This is a genomic window from Streptomyces sp. IBSBF 3136 (assembly GCF_036815105.1).
Lineage (GTDB): Bacteria > Actinomycetota > Actinomycetes > Streptomycetales > Streptomycetaceae > Streptomyces.
On sequence record NZ_JAJSZC010000166.1, the window covers coordinates 1 to 17,897 of the forward strand.

At 73.2% G+C, this 17,897-nt stretch carries 17 protein-coding genes and 1 pseudogene; 5 read left to right on the forward strand and 13 right to left on the reverse strand.

Features of this window, described 5'->3' with window-relative positions:
• Nucleotides 1-90: 90 nt before the first annotated feature.
• The 5 genes from V7E45_RS28775 to V7E45_RS28795 form a co-directional block, all read right to left on the reverse strand.
• On the reverse strand, nt 91-1,152 hold the full coding sequence (locus V7E45_RS28775) for an aminotransferase class V-fold PLP-dependent enzyme (protein ID WP_333777119.1): 1,062 nt from the start codon (nt 1,150-1,152) through the stop codon (nt 91-93).
• 98 nt (nt 1,153-1,250) lie between these two features.
• Nucleotides 1,251-1,976, reverse strand: a complete 726-nt coding sequence (locus V7E45_RS28780; RefSeq protein WP_333777120.1) for a DsbA family oxidoreductase — start codon at nt 1,974-1,976, stop codon at nt 1,251-1,253.
• A gap of 85 nt (nt 1,977-2,061) precedes the next feature.
• On the reverse strand, nt 2,062-2,565 hold the full coding sequence (locus tag V7E45_RS28785; protein ID WP_333777121.1) for a GNAT family N-acetyltransferase: 504 nt from the start codon (nt 2,563-2,565) through the stop codon (nt 2,062-2,064).
• An 83-nt stretch (nt 2,566-2,648) separates the two neighbouring features.
• Nucleotides 2,649-3,257, reverse strand: coding sequence for a DUF1349 domain-containing protein (locus V7E45_RS28790; RefSeq protein WP_333777122.1), 609 nt, complete (start codon nt 3,255-3,257; stop codon nt 2,649-2,651).
• Between the two features lie 55 nt (nt 3,258-3,312).
• The gene (locus V7E45_RS28795; protein WP_333777123.1) at nt 3,313-4,842 is read right to left on the reverse strand and encodes an aldehyde dehydrogenase (NADP(+)); all 1,530 of its coding nucleotides are present in this window, start codon (nt 4,840-4,842) and stop codon (nt 3,313-3,315) included.
• A 140-nt stretch (nt 4,843-4,982) separates the two neighbouring features.
• On the opposite strand from V7E45_RS28795, the gene V7E45_RS28800 reads away from it, so the two are divergent.
• The 4 genes and pseudogenes from V7E45_RS28800 to V7E45_RS28815 all read left to right on the forward strand — a co-directional run bounded on the left by V7E45_RS28800 (nt 4,983) and on the right by V7E45_RS28815 (nt 8,282).
• Nucleotides 4,983-5,756, forward strand: coding sequence for an IclR family transcriptional regulator (locus tag V7E45_RS28800; protein WP_333777124.1), 774 nt, complete (start codon nt 4,983-4,985; stop codon nt 5,754-5,756).
• 43 nt (nt 5,757-5,799) lie between these two features.
• Nucleotides 5,800-6,270: a GNAT family N-acetyltransferase gene (locus V7E45_RS28805; protein ID WP_333777125.1), complete on the forward strand. Its 471-nt coding sequence runs from the start codon at nt 5,800-5,802 to the stop codon at nt 6,268-6,270.
• Nucleotides 6,271-6,512: 242 nt separating this feature from the next.
• Nucleotides 6,513-6,776: pseudogene (locus V7E45_RS28810) on the forward strand (response regulator transcription factor); the annotation flags it as partial.
• 54 nt (nt 6,777-6,830) lie between these two features.
• A complete protein-coding gene (locus V7E45_RS28815; protein WP_333777126.1) occupies nt 6,831-8,282 on the forward strand; it encodes a peptidoglycan D,D-transpeptidase FtsI family protein in 1,452 nt (483 codons plus the stop codon).
• Between the two features lie 45 nt (nt 8,283-8,327).
• On the opposite strand, the gene V7E45_RS28820 is transcribed toward V7E45_RS28815, so the two are convergent.
• From V7E45_RS28820 to V7E45_RS28855, 8 genes are all read right to left on the reverse strand, one after another.
• Entirely contained in the window at nt 8,328-9,779 is a 1,452-nt protein-coding gene (locus V7E45_RS28820) for an NCS2 family permease (protein ID WP_333777127.1), read from the reverse strand.
• 224 nt (nt 9,780-10,003) lie between these two features.
• Nucleotides 10,004-10,801 carry an HAD family acid phosphatase gene (locus V7E45_RS28825; protein WP_333777128.1) on the reverse strand — a complete coding sequence of 266 codons (798 nt, stop codon included), beginning with the start codon at nt 10,799-10,801 and terminating at the stop codon, nt 10,004-10,006.
• A 286-nt stretch (nt 10,802-11,087) separates the two neighbouring features.
• Nucleotides 11,088-12,830, reverse strand: a complete 1,743-nt coding sequence (araD, locus tag V7E45_RS28830; RefSeq protein ID WP_333777129.1) for an L-arabinonate dehydratase — start codon at nt 12,828-12,830, stop codon at nt 11,088-11,090.
• Complete coding sequence (locus V7E45_RS28835; RefSeq protein ID WP_333777130.1) at nt 12,818-13,729, reverse strand: dihydrodipicolinate synthase family protein; 912 nt, start codon at nt 13,727-13,729, stop codon at nt 12,818-12,820. Before V7E45_RS28835 ends, araD begins: the two co-directional genes overlap by 13 nt.
• Nucleotides 13,726-14,382, reverse strand: a complete 657-nt coding sequence (locus V7E45_RS28840) for a GntR family transcriptional regulator (protein ID WP_333777131.1) — start codon at nt 14,380-14,382, stop codon at nt 13,726-13,728. The genes V7E45_RS28835 and V7E45_RS28840 overlap by 4 nt, the downstream gene beginning before the upstream one ends.
• 157 nt (nt 14,383-14,539) lie before the next feature.
• Nucleotides 14,540-15,301, reverse strand: coding sequence for an MBL fold metallo-hydrolase (locus tag V7E45_RS28845; protein WP_333777132.1), 762 nt, complete (start codon nt 15,299-15,301; stop codon nt 14,540-14,542).
• A 71-nt stretch (nt 15,302-15,372) separates the two neighbouring features.
• Nucleotides 15,373-15,672, reverse strand: a complete 300-nt coding sequence (locus tag V7E45_RS28850) for a hypothetical protein (protein ID WP_333777133.1) — start codon at nt 15,670-15,672, stop codon at nt 15,373-15,375.
• Nucleotides 15,673-15,826: 154 nt separating this feature from the next.
• Entirely contained in the window at nt 15,827-16,408 is a 582-nt protein-coding gene (locus V7E45_RS28855; RefSeq protein WP_333777134.1) for a TIGR03086 family metal-binding protein, read from the reverse strand.
• A 156-nt stretch (nt 16,409-16,564) separates the two neighbouring features.
• Between V7E45_RS28855 and V7E45_RS28860 the strand changes: the two genes are divergently transcribed.
• Nucleotides 16,565-17,800 carry an MFS transporter gene (locus V7E45_RS28860; protein ID WP_333777135.1) on the forward strand — a complete coding sequence of 412 codons (1,236 nt, stop codon included), beginning with the start codon at nt 16,565-16,567 and terminating at the stop codon, nt 17,798-17,800.
• The last annotated feature ends 97 nt before the right edge of the window (nt 17,801-17,897 follow it).

Below are 17,897 nucleotides of genomic sequence, written 5' to 3' on the forward strand. Positions count from 1 at the left end.
GCCTGGGGGGGGGGGGGGGGGGGGGGGGCGCCCCCCGCCCCCCCCCCCCCCGCCCCGGGGGGGGCCCCCCCCCCCCCCCCCCCGGGCGTGTCAGCGGGACAGCGCGTCCAGCAGGCGGTCCACGTCGGCGGGCGTGTTGTACAGGTGGAAGGCCGCACGCAGGCTGCCCGCGCGGTCGGACAGCTCGATGCCCGCCCTGCTCAGCGCCGGCTGGCGGGAGCCGAGTCCCGGCACCGAGACGATCGCCGAGCCGGGGGCGGGCACCGGCTCGTGCCCGAGGTCCGCGAGCCCGGCCCGGAACCGGTCGGCCAGGGCCACGGCGTGCGCGTGGACGGCGGTCACCCCCAGCTCCTCGATCAGTTCGAGGGAGCGGCGCAGTCCGGCGTAGCTGAACAGGGCGTGGGTGAGGTCGAACCGCCGTGCGGAACGCGCGAGTTCGGTGACCGGCCCGTAGCAGCTGTCCCACGGCGCCTCGCCCGCGACCCAGCCGGCGAGCACCGGGGTCAGCCCGCCGAAGTCCTCGGGCACGGTGAGGAAGGCGGCTCCGTGCGGGCCGAGCAGCCACTTGAAGGAGACGGTGGCGGTGAAGTCGTGGGCGCCCGCGTCGACGGGCAGCCAGCCGGCGGCCTGGGAGTGGTCGACGTAGGTGCGGGCGCCGTGCTCCCGGGCCGCCTCGCGCAGCGCGGCCAGGTCGGCGACGCGTCCGTCGGCGGACTGGGCCGCGCTGACCGCGACCAGGGCGGTGCCCGGGCGGACGGACTCGGCGAGGCGCTCCAGCGGGACCGCGCGCACCTTGAGGTCGCCGCGGACGTGGAACGGGTTCAGCACGGAGGTGAAGTCGGCCTCCGCGGTGAGGACTTCGGCGCCGGCGGGCAGCGAGGCGGCGATCACCCCGGTGTGCGCGGCGACCGAGGCGCCCGCCGCGACCCGGCTCGCCGGGACCCCGGCGAGCCGGGCGTACGCGGCCCGGCAGGCCTCCACGTCCTCGAACAGCGGGGTCAGCGGCCGGCCCGCGGCCCGCAGCAGCGCCGCCTCGTGGAGGGCGGCGACGGTGCGGGCCGGCAGCAGGCCGTTGCTCGCGGTGTTGAGATAGGTGCCGGCGGGGGCGAACTCGGCGCGGACGAGGCTCTCGAACGTCTCCGTGGTCTCCATGCGAACCACTGTGCGGCTCCGCGAACCGGCCGTCCATTGCGAATTCTTACGCGGAACCTCTCAGGAACCCTTATACATCCGCGCCGACCTGCTGTTTCTCAGTGCTGGGGCACCGCACACCCGTCCGGGCCGCAGGCCGTGCCATCCTCGGAGCCGCCCTGCTGGACCAGCTTCAGCGGGGAGCGCTCGCCCCACGCCCGGGTCAGCGCCTGGGTGAAGACCTCGGTCGGCTGCGCGCCGGAGACGCCGTAGGCGCGGTCGAGGACGAAGAAGGGCACGCCGTTCGCGCCGAGCTGGGCGGCCTCGCGCTCGTCGGCGCGGACCTCGTCGGCGTAGGCGTCGGGGTCGGCGAGGACCGCGCGGACGGTCTCGGCGTCCAGCCCCGCCTCGACGGCCAGCTCCACCAGGCGCTCGTCGCCCTCGGTGAAGACGGAACGCTCCTCGGCGAAGTTGGCCCGGTAGAAGCCCTGGACGAGCTGGTCCTGCCGGCCGTGCTCCTTGGCGAGGTGCAGCAGGCGGTGCATGTCGAAGGTGTTGCCGTGGTCGCGGCCCCGGGTGCGGTAGTCCAGTCCCTCGGCGGCCGCCTGGGCCCCGAGGTTGTCCTCGCCGGCCTGGGCCTGCGCCTCGCTCATGCCGTACTTGCGGGTGAGCATGGTGATGACCGGCTGGACGTCGCCCTTGGCGCGGCCGGGGTCCAGCTCGAAGGAGCGGTGCACCACCTCGACCTGGTCGCGGTGCGGGAAGGCGGCGAGCGCCTTGTCGAACCGGGCTTTTCCGACATAGCACCAGGGACAGGCGATGTCCGTCCAGATCTCGACGCGCATGCTCTCGGCTCTTCTCCAGGTCGTACGAGGTCGTACCGGGCGAAGACCGTCTCCGCCCGGTACGTGAACGTTCAAACAGCGGGGTTCATTCCCCGGGCACGGAGAAGCGCAGGTAGAGGTGGTGGTCGCCGTCGGCGGGCGGGTTCTCCGGGTCGGGGGTCCAGCCCTGGCGGGCGTAGAAGGCCTGGGCGCGCCGGTTGTCCACGTGCACGTCGAGGACGGCCGTGCGCCTGCCGTCGGCCCGCCACTCCTCCACACAGGCCGCGTGCAGGGCCGTACCGATGCCGGCCCGCCAGTGGCCGGGGTCCACATGGAACTGGAACAGCTTCACCGTCCGGGCGGTGGCGCCGTCCGGGGTGCGGAAGGAGGCGATGCCCACGATCCGGCCCCGCTCCACCGCGCACAGCACATGGCCGTCCGGGCGCTCGATGGAGCCGCGCCACGCCTCGGCCCAGTCGACGTCGGCCCGGGGCACGCCGTCCGGGTAGTACGTCGAGCGGGCCCGGATGTGCAGATCGGCGATGACCTCGGCCTCCGCGGGCACGGCGGTGCGGATCACCAGAGCGTCGTTCAGGCGGTCACTGATCATGGGAGCAAGGACGCGGGGGTGCTCGGCTCCGGTTCCGGCCGGGCCGGGCCGGGCGTGCTCCGGCCCGGCCCGGTCCGGTTCGCTCAGCTTCCGTCCCGCAGGTCGCTCGGCCAGGCGGGCCGGAACTCGATGTGGTCCCAGGTGACCACGCAGCCCTCGCCCAGCGGCGACTGGGCCATGAAGCCGACGAGCGCGGCTCCGGTCTCCTTCTCCCCGCCCAGCGTGAACAGCCGGACGAAGGTCCAGCGTGCGCCGTCCCGTGAGGCGTGGAAGGCGAAGGTCCGTCCGGTGCGACTGATCCGCAGCCACACGGAACTCCCGTGCACGGTGAAGGAGTTGGCGTCGTCGGAGTGTCCCCGGGTGACCACCGTGCAGACGGTGGGCACGTCCGGGGAGTACTCCAGGCAGAGCTTGGCCCAGGCGCGTTCGCCGACGTGGACGTAGAGCACCCCGGCGTCGAAGGACGCGTTGAACCCGACGGTGACGCGGGCGATCAGCTGGAAGTCGCCCTCGGGCGCCCCGAGCAGCCGGGGCGCGTCGGAGGCGGGATCCAGGGCCTCACCGGTGGGCGTGACGAACCGGTCCTGCCGGGGTCCGGCCCATCCGGTCAGCACGCCGTCCTCGTGGGACCAGTGGCCGTCGGGGCCGTAGGTCCGCAAGGGGAAGGGGAGTTCGGGAAGCTCTGTGTCCATCGGCGGATTCTCGCAGAGGGGCCGGGGGCGCCCAGGGCCACTTCCGCAACAGGCCCTAGCGTTCCAGGACCTTGTTGAAGCGCCGCGGGAGGCCGAGCGGGTTGTCGTCGCGCAGTTCCGCGGGCAGCAGCGCCTCGGGCGCGTTCTGGTAGACGACCGGCCGCAGCCACCGCTCGATGGCGGTACCGCCCACGGAGGTGGACGTGGACGTCGTGGCCGGGTACGGCCCCCCGTGGTGCTGCGCGGGTGCCACGGCCACTCCGGTCGGCCATCCGTTCACCAGCACCCGTCCGGCCAGCGGGGTCAGCTCGGCGAGGATCTCGGCGCCCCGCCCCCGCCCCGCGGCCTCCTCCTCGGAGAGGTGGACCGTCGCCGTCAGGTTGCCCGGCAGCCGCGACAGGACCGCCGTCGCCTCGCCCTCGTCCTCGTACCGCGCCACCACGGTGACCGGCCCGAAGCACTCCTCGAGCAGCAGGTCGTGCGCGCCCTCCGTGGCCAGCCGGCTCGCCGGCACCGTGAGGAACCCGGCGCTGACCGTGTGCTCGCCGCCCGCGCCCGGCGTGACCGGCGACTCCACCTCGGGCAGCCCGGCCCGCTCGGCGACGCCCGCCACGAAGTTGTCCCGCATGCGGTGGTCGAGGAGGACGCCCGCCCCGGCGTCGCCGACGGCGTCCGTGAGCGCCTTGACGAGTCCGTCGCCCGCAGCGCCGGACGGCACCAGCACCAGGCCCGGCTTGACGCAGAACTGGCCGACGCCCAGGGTCATGGACCCGGCCAGCCCGGACCCGATCGCCTCCGCGCGCTCGGCGGCCGCCGCCTCGGTGACCACGACCGGGTTCAGCGAGCCCAGCTCGCCGTGGAACGGGATCGGCACCGGCCGCGCCGCGGCCGCGTCGAACAGGGCGCGTCCGCCGCGCACGGAACCGGTGAAGCCCGCGGCGGCCACCAGCGGGTGTCCGATCAGCCCGACGCCCGCGTCGAAGCCGTGCACGAGTCCGACGACGCCCTCGGGTACGCCGTGCTCGGCGGCGGCCCGGCGCAGCACCCCGGCGACCAGTTCGGACAGCGCCGGGTGGTCGGGGTGGGCCTTGACGACGACCGGGCAGCCCGCGGCCAGCGCGCTCGCGGTGTCGCCGCCGGCCACGGAGAAGGCGAAGGGGAAGTTGGAGGCGGAGTAGACGGCCACCACGCCGAGCGGCACCTTGTAGCGGCGCAGGTCGGGGACGGGCGGGGTGGCGGTGTCGTCGGGGTGGTCGATGATGACGTCCAGGAAGGCGCCCTCGTCGACCATGTCCGCGAAGGCCCGCAACTGGTAGGTGGTCCGGGCGAGTTCGCCGGTGAGCCGGACCGGTCCGAGGGCGGTCTCGGCGTCGGCGGTCTCGACCAGGCCGTCCCCGGCCGCGTCCAGGCCGGCGGCGGCCGAGCGGAGGAAGGCGGCGCGGACGGCGCGGTCGGCGAGGGCGCCGCGGGCGGCGTGCGCCGCCCGGACGGCCGCGTCCACCTCCTGGGCCGTGGCCTCCACCGCAACCTGCTCGCGCTGCTTCCCGGTGCGCGGGTCGACACTCCAGACTGGTGCTGCTGCCACCGCGGGTCCCTCCAAGTAAGGCCGCATTTCCTGGGTCAACCATCAGTCGCGTTCGATATACTGAACACTGTCTCTGATGATGAATTCGCTGCTCGGAGACTATATATCTAGGTCCTCGTCGAACGAAGGGGTCAGGGGCGATGTCGGCAGCCGAGACAGGCGGCGGGGCGCAGGTCAAGTCCGCGGTACGGACCGTTGAGTTGCTCGAGTACTTCGCCGGCAAGCCCGGCATGCACTCGCTCGCGGCCGTCCAGGAGGCGGTGGGCTACCCGAAGTCCAGCCTCTACATGCTGCTGCGCACGCTCGTGGAGCTGGGCTGGGTGGAGACGGACGCCACGGGCACGCGGTACGGCATCGGGGTGCGGGCGCTGCTGGTGGGTACGTCGTACATCGACGGCGACGAGGTGGTCGCGGCGGCCCGGCCGACGCTCGACCGGCTCTCCGACGACACCACGGAGACCATCCACCTGGCGCGCCTCGACGGCACGAACGTGGTCTACCTGGCCACCCGCCAGTCGCAGCACTACCTGCGGCCCTTCACCCGGGTGGGCCGGCGGCTGCCCGCCCACTCCACCTCCCTGGGCAAGGCGCTGCTCGCCACGCACACCGACGAGCAGGTACGCAAGCTGCTGCCGGAGACGCTGCCCGCCCTCACCGAGCACACGATCACCGACCGCGAGAAGCTGATCGACGAACTGCGCCAGGTCCGCGAGCAGGGCTTCGCGGTCGACCGCGAGGAGAACACCCTGGGGTTGCGCTGCTTCGGGGTGGCGATCCCGTACCGCACCCCGGCCCGCGACGCCATCAGCTGCTCGGTCCCGGTGGCCCGGCTGACGCCCGCCCACGAACAGATGATCAAGGACGCGCTGTTCGACGCCAGGGACCGGCTGACCCTCGCGACACGTCGGCTCTGAGGAGCCCGGTCCGGGCCCGGACAGGCGCGTAGGCTCTCCCCCCATGGAGATCGCGCTGCGTGCCGTCGAGGACAGCGATCTGCCGGTCTTCTACCGGCAGATGAACGACCCCGAGGCCCTGCGGATGGCCGCCTTCGGCCCGCAGGACCCCGCCGACCGCACTGCCTTCGACGTCCGCTGGAAGCGCGTCAGGGAAAGCTCCTTCCTGCTGCGCACGGTCCTCGCCGACGGTGTCGTGGTCGGCAGCGCGGGGGTCTACGGAGAGCCCGGCGAGCGCGAGGTGACGTACTGGATCGATCGGGACCACTGGGGGCGCGGTGTGGCGACGGCGGCCCTGCGGGCCCTGCTCGTGGAGGTGCCCGAACGCCCGCTGTACGCCCGGGCCGCCGCCGACAACGCGGGCTCGCTGCGGGTGCTGGAGAAGTGCGGCTTCCGGGAGAGCGCGCGGGCCCGCGGGTACGCCAACGGGCGCGGCGCGGAGATCGACGAAGTGATCCTGAGACTGGAGGGCTGAGCGCTCCTCCCCCGTCCGGCGGAGGAGGAGCGTCGCCGCGCGGGACGCGCGCCGCCCGCTCGGTACGGGACCGTCGTGGCATGACCTCCGCCACCGCGGCGGCCCGGGGCGGCCGGCCCCCGCCGGGCCTCGCCTACGCTGGACCGATGACCGCCGGCCCGCTCGTCGCGACCGTCGCCACCACCCACCTGGCGGATCGGCTCGCCAACACACCGCACAGACCGAGGCGTTGGGGTTGCTGTTCGGCCCTGCGGGCCCTCGCGGCGGAGCACGCGCGCCGCGGCGCCGCGCCGCCGGCCTGGGTGGGCAGGCTCACCGGGCGGGAGAGCGAGGTGCTGCGGCACATGGCCGGCGGTCCGACGAACGTCGAGACAGCCCGGCGCATGGACGTCGGTGCCGCCACCGTGAAGTCGCACGTGGCGGCCGTGCCGGCCAATACCGGCACCCGGGACCGGACCCAGGCGGTGATCGCCGCGTACGAGGCGGGTTTCCTGAACGCGCGATGAGAAAAGGGGGCTTACGGGAACGATCGCCCCCTTTCGCTCGTCCTTCCGGGCGGGATGAACAAGACGATCAGGCGGGCGTCCGTCTTCGCGCTGCTGCTCGTGCTCGCTCTGCTGGTCAGGGCGACCTGGGTGCAGTTCTACGACGGCAAGGCCCTCGCGGAAGACAACGACAACCGGCGGAACGCGATCGAGACCTACTCACGGCCGCTCGGGAACATCATCGTGGCCGGGAACTCGATCACCGGCTCGGCGCGGACGAAGGGCGGCGACCTCGCGTACAAGCGGACGTACAAGAGCGGCAGACTGTACGCGGCCGTGACGGGCTACGCCTCGCAGGCCTACGCCCCGACCCAGCTGGAGGGCATCTACGCGGACCTGCTCAACGGCACGGACACCAAGCTCAAGACCGTCATGGACACGATCACCGGGGAGCGTGCCGAGCCCGGTGACGTGCTCACCACGATCGAACCGGCCGTGCAGAAGGCGGCCTACGACGCGCTCGGGAGCAACAAGGGCGCGGCCGTAGCCGTCGAACCGAAGACGGGCCGGATCCTCGCGGTGGTGTCGACCCCGTCGTACGACCCCGCGCAGCTCACCGACGCCAACACGGCGGGCGCGGCCTGGAAGCGGCTGAACGCGGACAAGGACAAGCCGCTCACCAACCGGGCGCTGCGCCAGCCACTGCCGCCCGGCTCCACGTTCAAGCTGGTCGTGGCGGCGGCCGCGCTGGAGGACGGGCTGTACAAGAACGTCGACGAGCGCACCGACAGCCCCGATCCGTACACGCTGCCCGGCACGTCGAAGGCGCTGACGAACGAGAACAGGTCGGCTCCCTGCGCGGACGCCCCGATCCGGGTCGCCCTGCGCTACTCCTGCAACAACGTCTTCGCCAGGATGGCCGTCCGGCTCGGGCAGGACAAGGTGCGGGCCATGGCCGAGAAGTTCGGCTTCGACGACGACAAGCAGGACGTGCCGGTGCGGGCCTACCCCAGCGTCTACCCCTCGCACATGGACGACGCACAGACCGCCCTCTCGGGCATCGGGCAGTTCGACGTGACCGCGACCCCGCTCCAGATGGCCATGGTGTCGGCGGCCATCGCCAACGACGGCAAGCTGGTCTCGCCGCACATGGTCTCGCGGATCACCGACAGCGGCGGCGACACGCTGAGGGACTACGACGACGGCGCGGACACGCGGCAGGTCGTCAGCTCCGGGACGGCCGAGCAGCTGCGGTCGGCGATGGAGACGGTGGTGAAGGACGGCACCGGTACCAACGCGCGGATCGACGGGCTGACGGTCGGCGGCAAGACCGGCACCGCGCAGCACGGCGAGAACAACAGCAAGACGCCGTACGCCTGGTTCACCTCCTACGGCAAGGCGGCGGGCGGCAAGGAGGTCGCCGTCGCGGTGATGGTCGAGCAGTCCGACGCGGCCCGGTCCGAGGTCAGTGGCAACGGACTGGCGGCGCCGGTGGCCCGGGCGATGATGCGGGCGGCGCTCACGTAGGCACCGGGCGCGGGGGGGGCGGTCCGCCGGGCCGCCCCCCGTCGCTCACTTGACCCCGAGGACCTGTTCCACCGGGTCGATCGCGAAGTAGACGAGGAACAGCGCCGACACGCCCCACAGCAGCCAGTCGACCTCCCTGGCCCTGCCGAGGACCGTCTTGATGAGCACGTAGGCCACGAATCCCGCGCCGATGCCGTCGGTGATCGAGTAGGTGAAGGGCATCGCGGCGATGGTGAGGAACGCCGGGATGGCGATCTCGTACCGGTCCCAGTCGATGTGCTTCACGTGGGTCATCATCAGGAAGCCCACCGCGATCAGCGCCGGCGCGGCCGCCTGCAGCGGGACGATGGTCAGCAGCGGGGTGAGGAAGAGGGCGAGGCCGAAGAGGCCGCCGGTGACCAGGTTGGCGAAGCCGGTGCGGGCACCCTCGCCGACACCGGCGGCGGACTCGATGTAGGCGGTGTTGGAGGAGGCGGAGCCGACACCGCCCGCGACGGCGGCGGCGCCGTCGATGAACAGCACCCGGCCGATGCCGGGCACCTGGCCCTCGTCGTCGAGCAGTCCGGCCTCGGCGCTGATGCCGACGATCGTGCCCATGGCGTCGAAGAAGTCGGACAGGATCAGGGTGAACACCAGCAGGACGGCGGTGAGGACACCGGCCTCGGCGAAGCCGCCGAACAGGCTGAAGTGGCCCACGAGTCCGAAGTCCGGGGCGGCGACGATCTTGTCGGGGACCTTCGGGGTGGTCAGGCCCCAGCTCTTGATGTCGGCGACGGAGTCGACGACGATCGCGACGACGGTCATCGTCACGATGCTGATGAGGATGGCGCCCTTCACCTTGCGGGCGACCAGCGCGACGGTCAGCAGCACGCCGAGGCAGAAGACGAGGACGGGCCAGCCGGTGAGCCGCCCGACGGCGCCGAGCTGCACGGGCACGGTGGTGTGCGCGGCGTCCGGGATGCGGCTGACGAACCCGGCGTCCACGAAGCCGATGAAGGCGATGAACAGGCCGATGCCGACGCCGATGGCCTGCTTCAGCTGCTGCGGGATCGCGTTCATGATCGCTTCCCGCAGTCCGGTGAGGACCAGCAGGCAGATGACGAGGCCCTCCAGGACGACCAGGCCCATCGCGTCGGGCCAGCTCATCAGGGGCGCGAGCTGGAAGGCGACGACGGCGTTGAGGCCGAGTCCCGCGGCGATGGCGAGCGGCAGGTTGCCGCCGACGCCCATGATGACGGTCATGACACAGGCCACCAGCGCGGTGGCGGTGACGAGTTGGCCGGTGTCGAGGGAGTGGCCGAACTTGTCCTTGGCGCTGCCCAGGATGATCGGATTCAGGACAAGTATGTAGGCCATGGTGAAGAACGTGGCGAATCCGCCGCGTATCTCCCGGCCGAAGGTGGATCCCCGTTCGGAGATTCTGAAGTACCGGTCGAGGCCGTTCGCGGCGGGTGGCGCGGCATTCCGCCGCTGCTCCGCCTTCTGTGTCTCGGACATGGTCGAACTCCTCGTCGCCTGATGAGCCGGTGTGCGAATGCTGGCTGGATTGTTCCCCTGTCGCACCCGTTTCAGGTTTTCCCGGTGTTACGGAATCCGGTTCGCTCTGCCGGACGACGTCCGAACTCCCGTACAGCGACCACCGGCACGGCCGGGGACAGGCCGTACACGGTGCCGGTGACGGGGGCCGGGTGCCAGCGGCCGCTCCAGACGTACGGGGAGCGTCAGGACACGAAGTACGTCGGGTTCGGCAGCTTGTAGGTTCGGTCGGCGTAGCCGCCGTCGAGGTCCGAGTACTGGTCGCCGAAGTTGGCGACGATGTCGTACCCGAGGTCGTCCTCGATGTGCTTGCGGGTGCCGGCCTTGTACTGCACGGTGGTGCAGGTCCAGGTGCCGGGGGTGGCGCAGTCGCCCAGGTAGGCGGGCGGGTTGACCTTGTCCTTGAGGAACATGTGGCCGGCGTCGAGGTTCACGTCGGCGCCGATCTTCTTCAGGTTCTCCACGGCGGCGGTGCGCTGCGCCTCGCTGAGACCGGAGTTGTAGAAGACCGTCACGCCCTTGGACGCGGCGTACTGGACCAGCTCGGGGCTGCCGAAGACGGCCGGGCGGTCGGCCTTGTTCACGTAGTCGGCCCAGGTGGTGCCGTTGTACGTGTAGTTGTAGCGCTTCTCGTAGTCGAGGCTGAGCAGCAGCGTGTCGTCGATGTCGAAGACGACGGCCGGCTTCTCGCCGTGGTGGTGCGCCTTGCGCGCCGCCTTGTCGATGTAGCGGCGGGCGTCGGCGTCGACGCGCGCGAGGTCCTTGGCGTACGGGCTGTCCGGGGACGCCTGGTAGACGCCGTTGCTGTCGGCGGTGGTGCCGTAGTAGGTGTCGATGTCCTTCACCAGGAGCCCGATGTTGTAGGGCTCGTGGGTCGAGTTCGCCGTGGACTGACCGGCCGTGGCCGCGCCGGCGCCGTACAGGGCGCCACCGGCGAGGGCGCAGGCGGCGGTGGCCGCCGCGATCCGCAGTGATTTATGCATGACAGGTGTTCTACGCGCGTCACCAGGGGTAGCGCGAGACTCGTTGCCCGATCGATATCAAGCCACCCCCGAACGGCTCGCGCACCGGGGTGCATTCGGGCGCTACCGGAGCTCCCGGTGCGTCAGCACCCCTTCCAGCGCGTCCGGTTGCCGCGCCATGCCTCCCGGGTGGCCGTCGCCGCCTGTCCGCGCTTCCTTCGCGGTGCGGCCGAAGGTTGGGGTGCCGGACCGGGGCCGGGACTCGCCCGGCCCCGGTGGCGCGCCTCCCGGGCGGGTCGCGGGGTTCTCAGCCGGCGTACGGGTCCGGGACCTGGCCCGGGCGGGCGAGGAACTCGAAGTCGCAGCCGGTGTCGGCCTGGGTGATCTGTTCGTTGTAGAGGGCGCCGTAGCCGCGCTCGTACCGCGCGGGCGGCGGGGTCCACGCGGCCCGGCGCCGCTCCAGCTCCGCGTCGTCCACGTGCAGGTGGAGGCGGCGGGCGTCGACGTCCAGGGTGATGAGGTCGCCGGTGCGCACCAGGGCGAGGGGCCCGCCGACGTACGACTCGGGCGCCACGTGCAGCACGCAGGCGCCGTAACTCGTGCCGCTCATGCGGGCGTCGGAGATCCGCACCATGTCCCGCACCCCCTGCTTGAGCAGGTGGCCGGGGATGGGCAGCATGCCGTACTCGGGCATGCCCGGGCCGCCCTTGGGTCCGGCGTTGCGCAGCACCAGCACGCTGTCGGCGGTGATGCCCAGGGCGGGGTCGTCGATGGTGCGCTGCATGGTCCGGTAGTCGTCGAAGACGACGGCGGGGCCGGTGTGCCGGAGCAGGCGGGGCTCGGCGGCGATGTGCTTGACGACGGCTCCGTCCGGGCAGAGGTTGCCGCGCAGGACGGCGACCCCGCCCTCGCTCGCGACCGGGTTGTCGCGGGTGCGGATCACCTCGTCGTCGTGCACCCGTGCGCCGTCGAGCTGCTCGCGCAGGGTGTCGTGGGACACCGTCGGCCGGTCGAGGTGGAGCAGGTCGGGGATGCGGGAGAGGAAGCCGGGCAGGCCGCCGGCGAAGTGGAAGTCCTCCATGAGGTGGCGCTGTCCGCCGGGCCGGACGTCGGCGAGCACCGGGACGGTGCGGGCGATGCGGTCGAAGTCGTCCAGGGTGAGCTTCACCCCGGCCCGGCCCGCCATGGCGATCAGGTGGATCACGGCGTTGGTGGAGCCGCCGAGCCCGAGGACGGTGGTGACGGCGTCCTCGAAGGCCTCACGGGTGAGGATGCTGCTCAGCCTGCGGTCGCGGTGGACCAGTTCGACGATCGTCAGGCCGGCTCTCGCGGCCATCCGGTCGTGCCCGGAGTCCACCGCGGGGATGCTGGACGCGCCCGGCACGGTCACCCCGAGCGCCTCGGCGGCCGCGGTGAGCGTGGACGCGGTGCCCATCGTCATGCAGTGGCCGGGCGAGCGGGCCAGTCCGCTCTCCAGCTCGGTCATCTCGCAGTCGCCGATGAGACCGGCCCGCCGGTCGTCCCAGTACTTCCACATGTCGGTGCCGGAGCCGAGGACCTCGCCCCGCCAGTGGCCCGGGAGCATGGGTCCGGCCGGGACGAACACGGCGGGCAGGTCGACCGAGGCGGCGCCCATGAGGAGCGCGGGGGTCGACTTGTCGCAGCCGCCCATGAGCACCGCGCCGTCGACGGGGTAGGACCGCAGCAGTTCCTCGGTCTCCATCGCGAGCAGGTTGCGGTAGAGCATCGGGGTGGGCTTCTGGAAGGTCTCGCTGAGGGTGGAGACGGGGAACTCCAGCGGGAAGCCGCCCGCCTGCCACACCCCGCGCTTGACGGCCTGGGCCCGGTCGCGCAGGTGGACGTGGCAGGGATTGATGTCGGACCAGGTGTTGAGGATCGCGACGACCGGCTTGCCGAGGTGTTCCTCGGGCAGGTAGCCGAGCTGGCGGGTGCGGGCGCGGTGGCTGAAGGACCGCAGGCCGTCCGTGCCGTACCACTGGTGGCTCCTGAGCTCCTGCGGCCTCCTGCGGGGCGCGCTCACACCGACCATCCGGCGGCTATCGCGGCGACCTCGGCGCGCTGCTCCTCGGGCAGCGGCCGGCTCGGCGGACGGACGTCCCTGCGGCACAGGCCGAGCGCGGCGAGCGCCTCCTTCACGACGGTGACGTTGTCGGCGGAGCCGTGGGCGGCCCGCAGTTCCTCGAAGCGGCGGACCTGCTCCCAGACCTTCATGGCGGCCGGGTAGTCGCCGGAGCGGAGCGCTTCGAGCATGTTCCGCGAGACGGCCGGCGCGACGTTGACGAGTCCGGAGGTGAAGCCGGTGGCGCCGGCGGAGAAGTAGGAGGGGGCGTACGGCTCGGCGAGGCCCGCCACCCACACGAAGCGGTCAAGGCCCGCGTCCCGGGCGAAGGCCGCGAACCGTGCCGCGTCCGGGACGGCGTACTTCACGCCGATCACGTTCGGGCAGTGGTCGGCGAGTTCGGCGAGCCGGGCGCCGGTCAGCCGCGCGTTGCGGATGTAGGGGACCACGCCCAGCTCGGGCACGGCCTCGGCGATGGCCCGGTGGTAGTCGACCCAGCCGGCGGCCGAGACGTAGGGGTGCACGGGCTGGTGGACCATCACCATCCGGGCGCCGAGGCCGCGGGCGTGCCGGGCGGAGTCGATCGCGGTGGGCAGGTCGTGGCCCACGCCCACCAGGAGCGCGGCGCGGTCGCCGGCCTCCTCGACGGTCAGCTCGGTGACCAGGCGCCGCTCCGCGGGGGCGAGCGCGTAGAACTCGCCCGTGTTGCCGTTCGGGGTGAGGGTCGTGATCCCGCCGTCGAGCAGCCGGCGCAGCAGAGCCCGGTGGGTGTCGCGCTCGACGGAGCCGTCCGCGGCGAAGGGGGTCACCGGGATGGCCACCACGTCGGCCAGGGCCGCCCGTTGGGTCTCGAACGTCACACCGCTCATGGATGACCTCCCTCTGGCTGGGGCTCGGGGAAAGCCCGCCGCACGAAGGACGCGATGTGGTCGTGCAGGGCGTCCGCGGCGCCGTCCGCGTCGCCGTCCAGCGCGAGCCGCAGGATCTCCCGGTGCTCGGCGGCCTCCCGCTCCCAGGAGGGGGCGGCGGCCCAGGCCACGGCCGAGACGAGGGCCGCCTGGTCACGGACCTCGTCGAGCATCCGGCCGAGCAGCGGGTTGCCGCACGGCAGGTACAGGGCGCGGTGGAACTCGCGGTTGGCGTGAGAACGTTCGGCGATGTCGGTGGCGGCGTCGGCCCGGGTGAGGGCGGCGCGGGCGGCGTCGAGGGGGGAACCGCGCCGCACCGCCCGGCGCAGGGCCTCCGGTTCCAGCAGCAGCCGCACGTCGTGGACCTCGCGCGCCATGTCCGCGTCCACCATGCGGACCGTGACGCCCTTGTACTGGCTCATCACGACCAGACCGGTCCCGGCGAGGGTCTTGAGCGCCTCCCGCACCGGGGTCTTGGACACCCCGAACTGCGCGGCCAGCTCCGTCTCGACCAGGGCCTGTCCGGGCGCCAGCTGCCCGGTCAGGATGCGGTGTTTGATCGCGTCCAGCACGAACTGCGTGCGGGACGGGATCGGGATGGGCACAGAGGTCATGCGGCCCTCTCGGATCTCACGTATCGCGTCTCATATATGACGTACGAAGTACGACGCGGACGACCGTAGGAGGGGGACCGTGCTTCGTCAACGCTTCCGACAAAGGAGCGGACGCCGAACGGGGGCACCGCAGAGGTGAGTTGTCGGGACGGGCGCCTCAGAAGGTGCGGACGCCGCCCTCGACGGCCGGGCCGGTCGGCCTGCCGCAGGCGGCCGCGGCCCGCTCGGTCGCCGCCTCCCGGGTGAGCGTCGGCCCGACATGGGTGACGAGCAGCTCCCGTACGCGCGCGTCACGGGCGACGCGCCCGGCGTCCTCGGGGGTCAGATGCACCTGCCGGAACTGTTCGCTACCGGAATGCGCGTCGATGTCCGCCTCGCACAGGAACAGGTCGGCGCCCACCGCGAGTTCGGTGAGCGCGGCGCAGGGGCCGCTGTCCCCCGAGTACGCCAGCACGCTGCCCTGGCACTCGGCGCGCAGCCCGTACGCCTCGGTGTCGTGGGCGACGGCGCGGCTGGTCAGGCGGAGGTTCCAGTGCCGGACGTCGTGCCCGTCGTACAGGTCACGGAAGTCGAAGACCGCCTTGAGGAAGTCGACGTCCGGTCGGCCGAAGAAGCCGGCCAGCCGCCGCGCGCAGTCCTGCGGGGCGTAGACGGGGACGGGCGCGGGCGGGGTCATCCCGCCGAAGGCGAAGGCGTACGCGGCGGCCAGCAGGTCGGCGCTGTGGTCGGCGTGCAGGTGCGAGATCCAGATCGCGGTGAGCCGGGCGGGGTCCGTGTGCCGTTGCAACGCGGCGAACGTCCCCGGCCCCGCGTCCACCCACACCTCGGCACCCCCGCCGGAGACCAGGTACCCGGAGCAGGGCCGGTCCGGGGCGGGGTGCGGCGAGGCGGTGCCGAGAACGGTGAGGGTGAGCGGCATGGGAGCGAGGTTACCGACGCGGCACGCCCGGATCGGGCGGATTTCCGCAAGCGGGGAGTGCGACGAACCGGTCAGGTCTCCATCACGGCCGCGCAGTCGGGGCAGACCCGGGAGGCGTGCTCGGCCGGGTACCACGGGGTCTCGGGTTCCTCGGCGGACATCCGGCGGCCCTTGTCCATGGCGAAGGTGTCCTTGCCGCACAGGGTGCGCGGTCCGGCGGCGCCGGACCTGCCGGGGGCGGCGGGCGCGGCGTGCACCCGCCGCGGCGCCCATGCCGTGCCGGGAGCACCGGGAGAGCCGGGGGCGCCGGCCGGGGGCGCGTGGCCGGCCGCCGGCTGGTCGAGTTCGTACACGACGACGATCTCGCTCATGCTCCACCGTAGGCACGTTTCCCGCCGATCCGCTTGACGTCGGCGGGGGGTGTCGCCGGGGGGCGCTCGGCCGACGGCGGTGTCACCGCCGGGGGCGGTCCCGGCCGCGGTTCCGGCGGCGGTCCCGACGGCAGCTCCGGCCGCCCGACCGCTGCTACGGCCGCCACCCCGGGTCCCGCCCGCTCAGGCCCACCGCGCGGTCAAGGAGCGAAGCGTCCTCGGGGACCGCGACGGGCGGCCCGAACGGGCTGTTCTCCGGGTTGGCGGCCGCGGCCCGGAGGAAGGTGAGGGACGCGTCGAGGGCCGCCGGGTCGGGGCTGTAGGGCAGGCCGGTGGCGCGGGCGAGGTCCCAGGCGTGGATCACCAGTTCGTCGACGGCGATCGGGCCCGCGATCTCGGCGGGCAGGTCGATCCCGCCCGCGCGGGTCATGCCGGTCCAGGCGGCCGGGTCGCGCCAGGCGTCGGCGAGTTCGTCCAGCGCCTTGGGCAGTTCCTCGCGCCAGCCGGGGCCGATGTCCGGCACGACGCTGCCCGGGCTGGTGTCGGTGGTGGCGCCGAGTTCCTTGCGGGCGGCGTCGCGGAAGGCGACGGACAGGCCGAGCAGGTGGCCCAGCAGGTTGCGTACCGCCAGGTCGGGACAGGGCGTGCGGGCGGCGAGCTGGTCGTCGGTCACGGCCTCGGCGAGCTGCGCCACGATCCGGGCCTGAGGGCCGAGATCGAGCAGGTGGTCGGACATGCCTCGCTCCTCGATGGTTGCTGATACCGGTACGGAGTGCTGACCGGACAGCACGGGGAAACTCATCGGTCCGGCGGAGACCCGCCGTCGTCGTCCCGCGGCATGAGGCAGGTGCCCGATGCCCGCCCGCCCCCCTCAGACCCACGATGGGCGGGTATGACGACCTCCTCCACCGTGCCCCGCGTGCTGCGGGACCGCAACGCCGCCCTGTGCCTGACCGGCTCGCTGGTGTCCGCCTTCGGCACCTCCTCGCTGTGGCTGGCGTCGGGTGTGTGGGTCAAGGACCTCACCGGTTCGAACGGCCTGGCCGCGCTGTGCGTGGTCGCCCTGTGGGCGCCCACCGTGGCGGGCCCGGCGCTCGGCACGCTCGCCGACCGCTGCCGCCGCCGGCCCCTGCTCGTCGCCCTGAACGTGGGTCTGGCCGCCCTGCTGCTCACCCTCTTCGCCGTCAGCTCGCCCGGCCGCCTGTGGCTGCTGTTCACGGTGCTGTTCCTGTACGGCGCCGCCGGTGTCGTCCAGGGAGCCGCCGAGTCGGCCCTGGTGGCCGCCGCCCTCGCCCCGGACCTCCTCGGTGACTTCAACGGCCTGCGCACGACCGCCACGGAGGGCATGAAGCTGGCCGCCCCGCTGACCGGGGCGGGCCTCTACGCGCTGGGCGGCGGCCCGGCCGTCGCCTGCCTCGACGCGGTCACCTTCATGGCCGCCGCCGGACTGTGCGCCCTGCTGCGGGTGGCCGAGGGGCACCCGGTCCGCTCCGGCGCCGGCTGGTGGCGGGAGACGGCGGAGGGCGTGCGCCGCCTGTGGGGGCACCCGGGGCTGCGGCCGCTGGTCGGCGCCGGCGGTACGACGATGCTGTTCGCCGCGCTGGGCAGCACGACGCTGTACGCCGTCGTGGACCGGCTCGGCCACTCCCCCGCCTACGTGGGCGTGCTCTACGCCGTCCAGGGGGCCGGCTCGGTGGCGGCCGGGCTGGTCTCGGGCCCCGCGTTGCGGCGGCTGGGCGGGCTCCGGTTCGCGGCGGCCGGGATCGCGCTGACGGCGGCCGGGGTGGCGGCGCGCGCCGTTCCCTCGGACCCGATGGTCCTGATGTCGGGCGCGGCGGTCGGGCTGGGTCTGCCGTGCGTGCTGATCGCCGCGCTCACCGCCGTGCAGCGGGAGACGCCGGGGCCGCTGCTGGGCCGGGCGACCGCCGGCGCCCACACGGTGCTGTTCACCCCGAACGTCGCCGGGCTGGCCGTCGGAGCCGTACTGGTCGGACCGGCCGGCCCCGTCCCGCTGTGCCTCCTCGCCGCCTGCGCACTCCTGCTGACGGCCGCGACCCTCGCCGCTCGGCGAGCGCCCGGCACCCCGCACCCCGCCACCGGGTCCTCGCCGGACGCCGACCGCGCCTGATGCAGCACCGGTTCCGTCGCCTCCGGGCACGCGCGCGTGGCACCTGCGCGGCCGGCGCCTTGCCCCCCTCGTCCCTCCCGGCTGAGGCACCCCCGAC